The sequence below is a fragment of the Pseudofrankia sp. EUN1h genome (assembly GCF_001854645.1).
Classification (GTDB): domain Bacteria; phylum Actinomycetota; class Actinomycetes; order Frankiales; family Frankiaceae; genus Pseudofrankia; species Pseudofrankia saprophytica.
This window is the reverse complement of record NZ_MBLN01000053.1, coordinates 21,058-33,778: the sequence shown is the minus strand read 5'-3', so window position 1 is coordinate 33,778 and position 12,721 is coordinate 21,058. Positions and strand designations below refer to the sequence as shown.

The 12,721-nt window shown below is 73.7% G+C and carries 11 protein-coding genes; 6 read left to right on the top strand and 5 right to left on the bottom strand.

Going from position 1 to position 12,721, the window contains the following annotated elements; translation table 11 throughout:
• Positions 1 to 415 precede the first annotated feature (415 nt).
• On the bottom strand, positions 416 to 781 hold the full coding sequence (erpA, locus tag BCD49_RS18025) for an iron-sulfur cluster insertion protein ErpA (RefSeq protein ID WP_007516278.1): 366 nt from the start codon (positions 779 to 781) through the stop codon (positions 416 to 418).
• A 727-nt stretch (positions 782 to 1,508) separates the two neighbouring features.
• On the opposite strand from erpA, the gene nadA reads away from it, so the two are divergent.
• The 3 genes from nadA (at position 1,509) to BCD49_RS18010 (ending at position 4,374) form a co-directional block, all read left to right on the top strand.
• A complete protein-coding gene (gene nadA / locus BCD49_RS18020) occupies positions 1,509 to 2,699 on the top strand; it encodes a quinolinate synthase NadA (protein ID WP_007516277.1) in 1,191 nt (396 codons plus the stop codon).
• A 5-nt stretch (positions 2,700 to 2,704) separates the two neighbouring features.
• Positions 2,705 to 3,322: a DUF3043 domain-containing protein gene (locus BCD49_RS18015; RefSeq protein WP_051467646.1), complete on the top strand. Its 618-nt coding sequence runs from the start codon at positions 2,705 to 2,707 to the stop codon at positions 3,320 to 3,322.
• A gap of 89 nt (positions 3,323 to 3,411) precedes the next feature.
• Positions 3,412 to 4,374 (top strand): aldo/keto reductase family protein, encoded by a 963-nt coding sequence (locus BCD49_RS18010; protein ID WP_007516275.1) that lies wholly within the window; start codon positions 3,412 to 3,414, stop codon positions 4,372 to 4,374.
• Between the two features lie 123 nt (positions 4,375 to 4,497).
• Here BCD49_RS18010 and BCD49_RS18005 read toward each other — a convergent pair whose 3' ends face one another.
• From BCD49_RS18005 to BCD49_RS17995, 3 genes are all read right to left on the bottom strand, one after another.
• Positions 4,498 to 5,121 (bottom strand): TetR/AcrR family transcriptional regulator, encoded by a 624-nt coding sequence (locus BCD49_RS18005; protein WP_071041709.1) that lies wholly within the window; start codon positions 5,119 to 5,121, stop codon positions 4,498 to 4,500.
• A 32-nt stretch (positions 5,122 to 5,153) separates the two neighbouring features.
• Positions 5,154 to 5,702 (bottom strand): nitroreductase/quinone reductase family protein, encoded by a 549-nt coding sequence (locus BCD49_RS18000; protein WP_071041708.1) that lies wholly within the window; start codon positions 5,700 to 5,702, stop codon positions 5,154 to 5,156.
• Between the two features lie 156 nt (positions 5,703 to 5,858).
• Positions 5,859 to 6,071: a hypothetical protein gene (locus tag BCD49_RS17995; protein ID WP_007516272.1), complete on the bottom strand. Its 213-nt coding sequence runs from the start codon at positions 6,069 to 6,071 to the stop codon at positions 5,859 to 5,861.
• A 335-nt stretch (positions 6,072 to 6,406) separates the two neighbouring features.
• On the opposite strand from BCD49_RS17995, the gene BCD49_RS44145 reads away from it, so the two are divergent.
• The 3 genes from BCD49_RS44145 to BCD49_RS17985 all read left to right on the top strand — a co-directional run bounded on the left by BCD49_RS44145 (position 6,407) and on the right by BCD49_RS17985 (position 7,908).
• Positions 6,407 to 6,559: a hypothetical protein gene (locus tag BCD49_RS44145; protein WP_007516271.1), complete on the top strand. Its 153-nt coding sequence runs from the start codon at positions 6,407 to 6,409 to the stop codon at positions 6,557 to 6,559.
• Between the two features lie 48 nt (positions 6,560 to 6,607).
• Entirely contained in the window at positions 6,608 to 7,504 is an 897-nt protein-coding gene (locus tag BCD49_RS17990) for an MBL fold metallo-hydrolase (protein WP_007516270.1), read from the top strand.
• A 158-nt stretch (positions 7,505 to 7,662) separates the two neighbouring features.
• Complete coding sequence (locus tag BCD49_RS17985) at positions 7,663 to 7,908, top strand: hypothetical protein (protein WP_007516269.1); 246 nt, start codon at positions 7,663 to 7,665, stop codon at positions 7,906 to 7,908.
• An 18-nt stretch (positions 7,909 to 7,926) separates the two neighbouring features.
• On the opposite strand, the gene BCD49_RS17980 is transcribed toward BCD49_RS17985, so the two are convergent.
• Positions 7,927 to 12,633, bottom strand: a complete 4,707-nt coding sequence (locus tag BCD49_RS17980; RefSeq protein ID WP_007516268.1) for an NB-ARC domain-containing protein — start codon at positions 12,631 to 12,633, stop codon at positions 7,927 to 7,929.
• Positions 12,634 to 12,721 lie beyond the last annotated feature (88 nt).

The window sequence follows — 12,721 nt, the reverse complement described above, 5'->3', positions numbered from 1 at the left end:
CGGGCGCTACGGCGACCTCCGCTGCGGCCCAACCACTTCGCTTCGCTCGTGGCCGGGCCTCCGCGGAGGCGCGCCTCCGCGCCGCACGGTCACCTATCGCTGGAACGTCACCAAACCAAGACCAGCCGATCCAGAACCATCCCCACGCGGGCCACCTCGCTTCGCTCGTGGCGCCTTTGTGTCGCGGCTAGGGACAGGTCCTGGCCTGGAAGACGCCGAGGGCCCGGCGTGACCGAATAGATCTCGGTCACGCCGGGCCCTCGAACGATCAGTACCTGCTAGTCCCGCCAGTAGCCACGTCCGGCCACCCCGTCGAGCGGAGCTCGACATCGGGCGTCCGGGGGTCGCCCCCCGGAGCAGACATCGACTGACACCCCTCCGGGAAGCTGCCCGAAGGGCAGCGAACAGGGTTCGCCTAGTGGAAGGAGTCACCGCAGGCGCAGGAGCCCTGGGCGTTGGGGTTGTCGATCGTGAAGCCCTGCTTCTCGATGGTGTCGACGAAGTCGATGGTGGCGCCGCCCAGGTACGGGGAGCTCATCCGGTCGACCGTGACCTTGACACCGGAGAAGTCGAGCACGGTGTCTCCGTCGAGCTGGCGCTCGTCGAAGAACAGCTGGTAGCGCATGCCAGAGCAGCCGCCGGGCTGTACGGCGATGCGCAGAGCCAGGTCGTCGCGGCCCTCCTGCTCGAGCAGGGACTTCACCTTGCTAGCGGCCAGGTCGGTGAGGAGGACCTGGCTGGGCCGGGTCTGGGTGTCCGTCGTCGTGTCCTGGACGGTCATAGGGGCTGCTCCTGCCCTTCGGAAAGTGCCTACGGGTGCGCCGCGGGATCCGTACGACCGGGCCGTGTCGGCGCCCTCCACACAGCTCGGCCGGTCCCATCCGGCAACGGTGCCGCCGGTTGGTTCGGCCGAGGTGTGACGTACGCCGCGTCGACGCACACCGTGTCACTGGTGTCATGTCCTCAGCGCTCAACAACCGCGGCCCGGTTCCGCTTCCCATCGTAGCTACCGGCCGGTGCGCCGGCCACGACGTCACCCTTCTCCGGGCATGCCTCCCAGGCTGTGGGCCCGCGGTGCCAGTGCCAACGGGGCAGGCGTTCCCAGCCAGTCCACCCGGAGCGGGTCACCCTAGTGACCCATCTCACTCGGGTCGAACGTCTCTTCCGCGACCGGGCCGCCGGACCCGCTGACGCCCGCGCACGGCACGAACAGGCGAGCCCGCGGCGGCCCGCGGCCCGGCAGAACTGTCGGGAAGGTGACCGCGGGGCGACTCCGCGACAAACCACGCATGGCCCGCAGACCGCAGTTAGTGTCTCGTCGACCATTAATGAGTTAGAGTCTCTTCGACCATATGTCGACCGACCTCCCCACAGAACGCGCCAGAGCCAGCCCGGTGTCCCGCCCCACGAGCCCCGAACGTCCAGGGCCGAGGGGCGTCCCAGGGGCCGGCGAGGGCCGGCCGGTGGGGGCGTCCTCGTACACGGCGCACCGCCCAAGGGGGCCTGCCATGACGACCAACCCGACTCTGGAACGCCTCGGTGTGACCCCGTCACCGCTGGCCCTGCTCCTGCTCGGCCACGGGACCGACGCCGACAGCGAACGCGGCGTCGACTGCCCCGGCGCGCTGCCCGCGGCGGCCGACCCGGCGCTGGCCGAGCGGGCCGCCGCGGCGAAGGCGGCACTGGGCGAGAAGGTCTTCGTCCTCGGCCACCACTACCAGCGCGACGACGTGATCGCGTTCGCGGACGTCACCGGCGACTCGTTCAAGCTCGCCCAGCAGGCCGCGGCCCGGCCCGAGGCCGAGCACATCGTGTTCTGTGGCGTGCACTTCATGGCCGAGAGTGCCGACATCCTGACCGCGCCGCACCAAGGGGTGATCCTCCCGGACCTGGCGGCGGGCTGCTCGATGGCCGACATGGCCACCGCCGAGCAGGTCGAACAGGCCTGGGACGACCTGCTCGACGCGGGCGCGGCCGAGGGCACCGTGCCGGTGACCTACATGAACTCCTCAGCCGCGATCAAAGCGTTCACGGGCCGCCACGGCGGCACGGTCTGCACGTCGTCGAATGCTCGACGCGCGCTCGACTGGGCGTTCGGCCCCGAGCGCGGCGGCCAGCGCGTGCTGTTCCTGCCCGACCAGCACCTGGGCCGCAACACCGCGGTCGGTGAGCTCGGGTTGACCGAGGCGGACTGCGTCGTCTACGACCCGCGCCGCCCGAACGGGGGCCTCACCCCCGCTCAGCTGCGGGACGCGAAGATGATCCTCTGGCGGGGCCACTGCTCGGTGCACGGCCGGTTCAGCCGCGACTGCGTCGACGAGGTACGGGCGCGGGTCCCTGGGGTAAGTGTTCTGGTACACCCCGAATGCAAGCGCGAGGTGGTGACCGCCGCCGACCTGGTCGGATCGACGGAGTACATCATCAAGGTGGTGGACGCGGCCCCGGCCGGTTCCTCGTTCGCGATCGGCACCGAGCTCAACCTGGTGCAGCGGCTCGCGAACCGCCACCCTGACAAGAACATCGTCTTCCTGGACCGCACCGTGTGCTTCTGCTCCACAATGAACCGCATCGACATGCCACACCTCGTGTGGGCGCTGGAGTCCCTCGTCCGCGGCGAGCCGGTCAACCGGATCACGGTCGCACCGGACGTGGCCACCTATGCCCGAAAGGCCCTCGACCAGATGTTGGCTCTCCCGTAATGGCCATGATCGGCCTCAGAAAGCGGTCGCGCGACACCGCGCCGGAGGACTCCGGCGCGGAGGTCGAGGTCGACGTCGACGAGTACGCCTCTCCGGACGCCMGGATGACGGCCAAGAAGGGCCGGCCGACGCCGAAACGCTCGGAGGCGCGCGCGGCCCGCTCGACGGTCGGCACCCTCGGCTCGGCGGCGAACACCAAGGAAGGTCGTCAGCGCGACAAGGGCGACCGCCGCCGCGCGATGGCCGAGCAACGGGCCGCGCTGCGTTCGGGCGACCTGTCGAAGATGCCCGCGCGGGAGCGCGTGCCGGAGCGGGTGCTGGCCCGCGACATCGTGGACAGCCGGATCAACGCCGGCTCGTTCTTCCTGGTCGCGATCGTCGTCTACTTCATCGGCGGGATCGTGCCGAACGGTTACATCCGGCTGGTCGCCGTCTACGTGATGATCGTCGGCATCGCCGCGGTGGCCATCGATGGCTTCTTCCTCGTCCGCAAGGTCAGCAGGGCGGTCCAGGAGCGCTACCCGGACTCACGGGTGAAGGTCAAGGTCTACGCCGTGCAGCGCTCGCTGGTCCCGCGCCGCTGGCGTATGCCACCGCCCCGGGTCGCGCGCGGCGAAAGGTAGGGCGGGGCGGGGCACGCGACGCCCCGCGCCCCGCCGTCGAGGTGGAACCGTGAGGTTCGATCGTCTGTACGGGTCCTAGAGTCGGCGGTGTGGAGTATCGACGCCTAGGGCGCAGCGGCCTGACCGTCAGCCAGATCTCATATGGAAACTGGATCACCCACGGTGACCAGATCGAGGCCGAGCAGGCGATCGCCTGCGTGCGCGCCGCCTTCGACGAGGGCATCACGACCTTCGACACCGCCGACGTCTACGCCGGCGGACGGGCCGAGACCGTGCTGGGCGAGGCGCTCGCCGGCGTCCGGCGCGAGTCCTACGAGCTCGCGACCAAGGTCTTCTGGCCGACCGGCCCCGGCCAGAACGACAAGGGCCTGGGCCGCAAGCACATCATCGAGTCGATGAACGCCTCGTTGAAGCGGCTGCGCACCGACTACGTCGACCTGTACCAGGCGCATCGCTACGACCCGACGGTGCCGCTCGAGGAGACGCTGCGGGCGTTCGACGACCTGGTGCGCGCCGGCAAGACGCTCTACATCGGCGTCTCCGAGTGGTCCGCCGGACAGATCACCGAGGCGGTGCGGCTGGCCGGCGAGATGGGCCTGGACCGGATCATCTCCAACCAGCCGCAGTACTCGGCGCTCGTACGCACGATCGAGGCCGAGATCGTGCCGGCGTCCGCCAAGGCAGGCGTCTCGCAGATCGTCTGGTCGCCCATCGCGCAGGGCGTGCTGACCGGCAAGTACCTCCCCGGGCAGCCGCCGCCGCCCGGCAGCCGGGCCACCGGCGGCACCGGCGCCGCCTTCATCGAGCGGCTGATGGGCGACGACGTGCTGACCGCCGTGCAGAACCTGCGCCCGGTCGCCGACGACGCCGGGCTCTCGCTCGCTCAGCTGGCCGTCGCGTGGGTGCTGCAGAACGAGAACGTCGCGTCCGCGATCATCGGAGCGTCCCGGCCCGAGCAGGTCCGCGAGAACGTCAAGGCCGCCGGCGTCACCCTCGCCCCGGAGATCCTCACCCGCATCGACGAGGCCCTCGGCGGCGTCGCCGTACGTTAGCCAGACCTCAACCGTGGTGGCTGGCACCCCAATAGGCCGACTACCAGGTAGAACCGTGTCGACGCAGACTGCCTATGGGGTCACTCAGCTGACGCGATCTGTGTTCGCCCGGCGGGTGGCGGGTCAGGTGGTGAAGGCCCTGGCGAGTGCCCGCCACGTCGCGTCCAGGTCGGACATGTTGTTGTAGGCGTTGTCCATCTCCAGGATCACCGCCCCGTGCGCCGCGGCGAACAGGGCCTGAGCGACCCAGGGGTCACCGGTCGCTCGGTAGAACGGCTCGCCCGACCAGTCGTCCAGACCGGGGGTGAGCAGACTCCGGTCGATGCGGCCGGAGGTGGCGAGCCGGTAGAGGTTGGCGCTCGCGAGCGCGAACCGCCGGTACTCGGCCAGCAGCGCGGCGACGACACCCGCGGGGCTCGCCGCGTCGACGACGGCGTRCAGCGCGTCGCCCATACCGAACAGGCCGGTCTCGACGAGCGCCACCTCCAGCGCGGGTTTGCCCGGCAGGTGCTTGTAGAGCGACGCCGCCCGAATGCCGATCTCGTCGCCGAGGCGGCGCATCGTCAACGCGTCCGCTCCCTCCGCCGCGAGCAGCCTGAGGCCGGCGGCGACGATCTCGCGCACCCGCTCCGACCGTTCCGACGGCTCCGGCCGCACCGCGATCCGGGGCAGCGGCAGCGGCAGCCTGGCCGGCTCCCCGCCGGAACCCACCGCCGTCGCCTCGGCCGAGACCGCGGCCTGGGACATCAACGGACGCACCTCCTGGGGCGGGCGGACGGTCAGGCGATCCGCTCCAGCACGAAGRCCGGGTGGCGGGGGGCGATCGCGGCGAGTTCCTCGTCGGACGAGTCGGGTCCCACGCCGCCGAAGAAGACGCCGACCTCAGCCTTCCACCGCTTGAGGTAGGCGCGCAGCACCTGGACCTTCTCCTCGTCGGCCAGCTCCGTGGCCCGGTAGTGGGCCCGGGACCGACCGAGCAGCAGGTGCAGCTCGCCATCGGCCGCCCGCACGTTGCGGACCCACTGCCCGTGTCCGCGCGGTGACACCAGGTACTCCCGACCATCGAGGACAAGCAGGTTGACGGGGGTGCGCCGCGGCTCACCACTGGTCCGGCCACGCACCTCGAGCACCCGGCTGCCGAGCACGCTCACCCCGCGCCGGGTGAGGGCCGCGACCAGACGGTTGAAGACCTTGCGGGTGAACGCACCGGGCGCCTGGTAATGCGCCGGGGCACCCGGCGCAGCGGTACCGGCGGGCTCGACGGAACCAGTGGAACCGGCGGGCTCGACGGAACCGGCGGACTCGGCGGCGGGCAGGGCCTCGTTCATGATGACTCCCAAATGGGTAGCTAACAGCGTTAGCCCCACTATGGCTAACGCCGTTAGCCTTGTCAACGGCCGAGGCTAACTTAGTTGGCCTCGGCGACCCGGACCTCGCCGACGAGCGGGCTGACCGCCTCGCGCCGGTAGCTCAGGTCGTCAGGCTCAGGTCGTCGGGCGCAGACTCATCGGGCCGTAGACCTTGCGGCCCGCCTCGGACAGCGTGACCTGGGTGACGCCGCCCTCGAGCAGCTCGGACCAGGCCTCCCCTATCCAGGTCTCCGCGTCGCCCTGGCTCGGGAACGACTCGGACCCAGACGCCCCGGCCACCGTCACCGACGCACCGTCATCACTCTCGTACCGCCAGGTCCAGCTCACCCGCGCACCTCCTCGTGAACACGCCACGATCGTCGGCGGCATCCCGCCGTCCATGTGCCATCCAATCGTCACTGGCCTCGGGCGGGGCGGTCGGGCCAGGATGTGCGCTAGGTCGGTAACGTCGCCGGTCCGCAACGTCGGCACGAATTACTTCCGATTGGCTACCGTAGGCGCGGCGCCCCGCCAAACGCCCCGCTCCACCAGCGGCCGTCCGCGGGAGGGCCGGTCGGCGGACCCGGACGGACGCGGCGGCGAACGGGCCGGCTGGCCGGCGGGCCTCCGGCGCATCGGCACCGTGACGCGCAGGTCAGCATCAGAAGCGGAGGAATGTCCACGTGGTCACACAGCTCGCCGAGGCGGCCCAGCACAGCGACAGCGGGTTCGCCCCCTGGGTCGTGGCGCTCCTCACATTTGGCTCGATCATCGTGCTTGGCATCGTGCTGACGCTCATGACGCTCGCGGAGCGCAAGCGCCACCCGCACGTCTGAGCGCGGCCCGGCAGGGTCGCCACCGTCGGGCGGCAGAGAGCGGGAGAAGTGCGCGTCACCCTGCTGGGCACCGGCTCGGCCGACGGCTGGCCGAACCCCTGGTGTGCCTGCCCGTCGTGCGCCTGGGCGCGCGACACCGGCAACGCCCGAGGGCAGACGGGCGTGCTGCTCGACGATGCCGTGCTGGTCGACATCGGCCCGGATGTGCCGCGCGCCGCGGCCCGGTTCGGAGTCGGGCTGGAGGGCCTGCGTCATCTCCTGGTCGGGCATGCCCATCCGGACCACGTCGGGCCGGAGGCACTGATGTGGCGATCCTGGAGCACCGCGGCGACCCGCCCGCTCGACGTCGTCGGGCCGCCGGCGGTGCTCGACGCCATCGCGGCCTTCCTGACCCGCTGGGAGGGAAGGGCGCCCGGCGAGGCCGGCTCGCCCCTGCGCCCCAGGCCCGCCCTGGCCGGCAGCCCCATCCGGCTCGACGGTCCGGACAAGGACGGGGATGGGGACGGCTACCGGGTGGTTCCGGTGGCGGCGACCCACGGGGACGCCTCGATCGGCCCGGCGGTGCTCTACGACATCACCGGCCCGGACGGCGCCCGGCTGCTCTATGCCTGCGACACCGGTCCGCTGACCACGGCGACCGTCGAGGCGCTGGCCGGCCGCGCGTTCGACGTGGCGCTCGTCGAGGAGAACAACGGCGACCGGCCCGGCTTCGGCGACCATCTCGACCTCGCGACGTTCACCACCGACCTCGAGCGGCTCCGGGCGCGCGACGCCCTGACCGACACCTCGACCGTCGTGGCCGTCCACCTGAGCCACCGCAACCCACCCGGGCCGGCGCTCGCCGAGCGCCTCGCCGCGATCGGCGTCGATCTGCTCCCGGACGGCGCGGTCCTCGAGGCCACTCCTGGCGGGCGCGCCACCGTGACGCTTCCCGCGTCGGGCTGAGAAGAACCCGGCGAACGGGAGAAGCCGGGCGGGTCCTTCCGCCCGCCCCGCTGGGCACCGGCGTCCGGATCTGTCGCTGTGGGTACTTCCCTGCCGTGACGTGCGGGACTCGCCACGGCGTCCGTGGCCGCGGCGTTCGCGCGGGACGCGCCCTGGCTGTGCTCATAGGTCTGTGGGCCGGGCTTGGCTGGGTCCCGGCGGACGGCGTCTCCGGTCGGCTGGCGGTGCTGGTCGGCGTGGTCGCGCTGGTCGTCGTCATCACCGGGCGTTCCGCGCGGTCCCGTCCACCGGCCGCGCGGGCCAGGGCTGCGCGAGCCAGGTTGGACGCCGTCTCGGCACTCGCGCTCATGCTCGTCGTCATGGCGTCGGCGGCCGCGGCCCTCACCCCACCCAACCTCGGCTGAGGCCGGGCCGGGCCGGGGCTAGTCGAGGCGCAGCTCGTAGAGGTAGAGGCCGCCGGAGGCGGCCACGGCGAGGCCGCGCGAGTCGGGCAGCCAGCCGCAGTCCCTGGCCGCGCCGTCGAACCGCATGAGCGTGACGCACCGCCAGCGCTCCGTCTCCCAGATTCGCACCGAGCCGTCGCCACCGGCGCTGGCGAGATACGCCCCGTCGGGGCTGACCGCCGCGCCCCGGACCGTGTGGGTGTGCCCGGCCAGCACCGGCCCCGCGAGCCAGCCGTCGGTCCACCAGACCCTCAGCGTGTGGTCGGCGCCGGCGGAGACCAGGAAACGCCCGTCCGGCGCGACGGTGAGGCCCAGCACCTCGTTGGTGTGCCCGGTGAGCAGGGCCACCGGCTCCAGCGTGATGACATCCCAGACCCGGATCTCCCGGTCCGTGCCGCCAGCGGCCACCCAGGTGCCGTCAGGGGCGACGACGCAGGTGTGCCCGGCGCCACCGCCACCGGTCTCCCCGTCCGCGGAGGAGGCCTCGGCATAGTAAGGATCTTCGGGGTACGGATCGGTCGGGTACCTGTCCGCGTCGTCCAGGTACCGGGCCCGCCGGCCCGTGGTCGACGGCTGGGTGGTCGAAGGCTGGCTGACGAACGCACGCGGCGGCGCGCCCGCCCGGCGACCACCGGCTCCGTCGGGCCCACCGGCACCCCCGCGGCCACCGCCACCGGCGAACGAGGCGAGCCACTCGCCGCTCTGGGTGTCCCACATTCGCACGACGCCGTCCGCGCACGCGCCGACCAGCCAGGAACCGTCGGGCGACGCGGCGAAGCCGCGGACCTCGCTCGGCGAGGTCAGCACCGCGCGGACGACGCCGGTCGTCGGCTCCCACAGCCGGACGCCGCCGTCCCGGCCGGGCAGCGCCACCCAGCTGTCGTCGGGGGCGACCGCGCCGCCGCGGACGGGGTTGAGCCGCTCCCCCACCAGCGCGGCCCCCTGCTCGGCCGTGGCGACGTCCCACTGGACGGCCGTGGCGTCCTCGGAGACGGAGACCACCCAGCGCCCGTCCGAGCTCGCGACGCAGGCGCGCATCCCCTCGTCCCGGCCACTCGCCGCGACGCCCGGGTCGGCGAGCCCGACGTCCCAGATCCGCAGCGCCCCGTGCCGGCCGGCGGAGACCAGCCAGCTCCCGTCCGGGGCGATCGCGCAGACCGCCGCCGTCCCGCTCGGACCGACCAGTTGCCGGCGCGCGCCGGTCGCCGTGTCCCACAGCCGCACGACACCGTCGGCCGCGGTCGCGGCCACGGCCGCGCCGTCCGCGGTGACCGCGCAGCCGCGCGCCGCGGCGCCCACCTCGTAGCGCGCGACGGCGGCACGGGCCGCCGGATCCCACCGCCGGACCGTGCCGTCCTCCCCGGCGGACACCAGCCAGGCCGGCCCGTCGCAGACGGCGAGCCGGCGCACGGGACCGCGGTGCCCGCGCAGCTCGCCGGCCGGGGCGCCGCCCTGGCGGATGTCGAACAGCCGGATCGTCCCGTCCTCGCACGCCACGGCGAGCAGCGAGCCATGGGGCGCGACCGCGCAGTCGCGCAACCGCCGGCCCGGGGTCACCACGATCATCGGGCCGGGCAGGCCGCTGCGGGCCCGCCAGCAGCGGACGACGCCGTCGTCGCCGCAGGTCGCGAACCAGGCGCCGGACGGGGCGACGGCGGCGCCGCGCACCTCCCCGTTGTGGCCGCGCAGCTCGAACCGGGCGGGTCCGCCGCGGGCGTCCCAGACCCGGACCACCCGGTCCGCGCCGCCCGACACGAGGAAGCGGCCGTCCGGCGAGATCACGCAGGTGTGCACGGCGCCGGTGTGGCCGGTCAGCACGGCGCGGGCCGCCGACGCGTCCGCGTCCCAGATCTGGACGGTGCCGTCGTCGCCGGCGCAGGCCAGCCAGCCGCCCGACGGCGCCACCGCGCAGGCGTTGACCGACGGGCGGTGGGCCTGGAGCACCCGGACGAGCCCGGGGTGGGGCTGGTCGGGCAGGCTCCAACGATTGACCAGCCGCGGCCCGCGCACCGTGGCGGCGAGCTGGGCGCGGGCGTCGGCGAGCGCGGGGATGCCGTCGAGCCGGCTCGTCAGCACCGCGCTCAGGGCGCCCGGCGGATCGGTGGGGCCGAACAGGTGCGCGGTCTGGCGCAGCACCCGGCGCAACGCCCGCAGCGCCGGGTCCGTCGGGTCCAGCTCGGTGGCGAGCGCCAGGTCCGCGTCGACGGCGACCAGGCCGAGGCTCGGCCGGGCGAGCTTGGCGATCGTCCAGCGCAGGTCCCGCAGCAGCGCGAGCGCCTCGCCGGCGCGGCCGGCGCCGACGAGGTGCGCGACCAGGTTCGTCCACACATAGCCGGCCCGGCTCGGCAGCTCCCACCAGGCCGCGGGCGTGGCGGCGTCCGCCGCTTCGTCACCGGGGCCCGGGCGTTCGGTGTCACCCGCGGCGTCGCCGTCGTAGTTGTCGTTGTCCGCGAGGTCGTAGCCGTAGGTCAGGACGTCGTCGGTGTCCGCGGCGCCGGCGGCCGGCGGCCGGCCCGGCGCGAGCAGCCGGGCTCGAAGCGCGTCGCACAGCAACCCGTGCAGCTCACGCAGCCGCCTCGGGCCGACGCGGACGCGCAGGTAGGAGCGCAGCACGTCCTGCATCAGCAGCGCGGGCGGGTGCCGGCGGTAGGCGAGCACCAGCGACAGGTCGACGAGCTCCTGGCACAGGTCGTCGACCTCGTCGGCGGTGAGCTCGCCGGTGGCGCCCCAGTACGCGTCGAGGACATAGCGGGGGATCTCGACGTCCTCGGGGAAGACGGCGAGCTCCAGGTACCGGTCGAGCTCGTCGCCGGTGAGCAGGCCGACGCTCGCCGACAGGGTGGCGCCGACCGCCTGGTTGCGATCCTCGAGCCGGGTGACGTCGAACGCCGTCGGGCCACGGCGTGCCAGCCGGGCGAGCACCCGGTCGGCCGCGCGCGGCGGTGGCACGCCCTCGCGCACCAGCCGGACGAGCGCCCGGTTGACCAGCCGCAGCAGCACCGGCCAGCGCCCGGTCGCGTCCAGCAGGCGGCGAGCCCGGTCGGCCGGCAGCACGAGGCCCAGCACGGCGGCCGCGTCCCGGTCCCCGTCCTCGTCCTCGGCGACGTGCGAGACGGTCTCCCCGGTGGACGTCTCCCCTGGCCGCGGGGCGAGGTCGAGGGTGAGCAGGCGGGCCGCCTCCGCGTCGGACATCGCCAGCACCTCGACGGTGTCGGCGGCGGCGAGGTCCGGCGGCAGGTCCCGCATCCGGGTGGTGACCAGCCGGACGCAGCCTGGGCCGCCCTGCAGGAACGGCGCGAGCTGCGCGCGGGTCCAGACGTCGTCGACGACGAGCAGTCGCCGCGGCGCGCCGAGCAGCTCGCCGAGGCGGAACCCGGCCTGCTCGGGGTCGGCGAGCGCCGGCCGGGCGCCGGACAGGGCCTCGCTCAGGTCGTTGACCTTGTCCGCGAGGTTCGCGCCGGTCACCGACTCACCGACGGTCACCCACAGCACCCCGCCGGGGAACGCGCCGACGATCTCCGGGCGCCGGCAGACCTCCGCCGCGAGCGTGGTCTTCCCGAAGCCGCCGACCCCGCGCAGCACCACGATCCGCGGCCGGGCCGCGCCCTGGGTCGCCTCTCCCGGCGCCGAGCCGGCGGCGACGGTCGGGAAGCCGCCCGTCCCCCCGGTGCCTCCCTCCGGCGGCACGGCCGGCAGCCGCGGCACGGCGGGCAGGTGCCCCCCGGCGGGGGAGACCGGCGGCCTGCCCAGCGCTGGTGGCGGGGCCAGCGCGGGTGGCGGGGCCAGCGCGGGTGGCGGGGGGGCCGGCAGGGTGATCTCGTCCGAGTAGGAGTCCTCGTCCGTGGCGGCGAGGGTGGCGCTGGCGGGCGGCGCGATGGCGCGTAGGGATGGCGCGATGGTGCCGTCGGCTGGCGCGATGGTGCCGGCGGCGTGGGCCAGCAGCCGGGCGAGAACGGCCTCGGTGAGCTCCGGCCGGGCGACGACCTTGCCGTGCGCCGATGGCACCATCCACGGTCGGCGCGGCCCGGTGCCCGCCTGCGCCGCGTCGGGGCCGATCGCGCCGACCCCGACGATGACCACGGCGGGTCCGGGGCCCAGGGCATTGCCGTTCGGCAGGGCGGCGGCGGCTTCCTCGCGCTCGCGGCGCTCGCGCTCACGCAGCTTGACCAGGGCGTCGAGGACCGCCGTCTCGAGGTCGGCCGGCGTCCGGAAGCTCGTGGTGATGAGGCCGACGCCGTTCAGCCGTTCCCGGAATCCGCGCTGGCGGTCGCCGTAAACGATGTCGGAGAACTCCTGGAACGGCACGAGGGCGTCCTCGGCGAGCAGGAACATCAGCCGTGGGATGCCGGCCTCGGTGGCCGCCTCGAACTCGACCTCGGTGTAGGACAGGTCCGGCCGCTCGCGCACCGGGGTGCCGTATCGGAAGCCGATCAGGCCGACGTAGACGTCGCTCGCCCGGACCTGCTCGGCGCAGAACTCGGCCGGTGGGTCGTCGCGGGCGCCGAAGTAGGCCATGTCGACGGCGAGGTCACCAGCCCGGGCCACGGCACGCTCCGCCGCGGCGACGAACGACAGGTCGCGCGGGTAGGCCCGGAGCTCGGATGTATGGCTGAGGAACACCCGCCGCCGGTCGCCCGCCCCCCACCACCGCGGGACGACTTCCCGCCGATCTGGAACCAGCGACACATCCGGAAACTACCGCCTTCGGCCCACCCTGATCGCCCTCCTTGCTCGCCGGTTGTGTCGCTCACCCGATCCGGTGTTACTCGCGCCG

What these genes read in the sequence shown, in the direction of transcription:
- nadA (WP_007516277.1), top strand. Translation starts at nt 1,509, where the DNA reads ATGACGACCAACCCGACTCTGGAACGCCTCGGTGTGACCCCGTCACCG.
- erpA (WP_007516278.1), bottom strand. Translation starts at nt 781, where the DNA reads ATGACCGTCCAGGACACGACGACGGACACCCAGACCCGGCCCAGCCAG.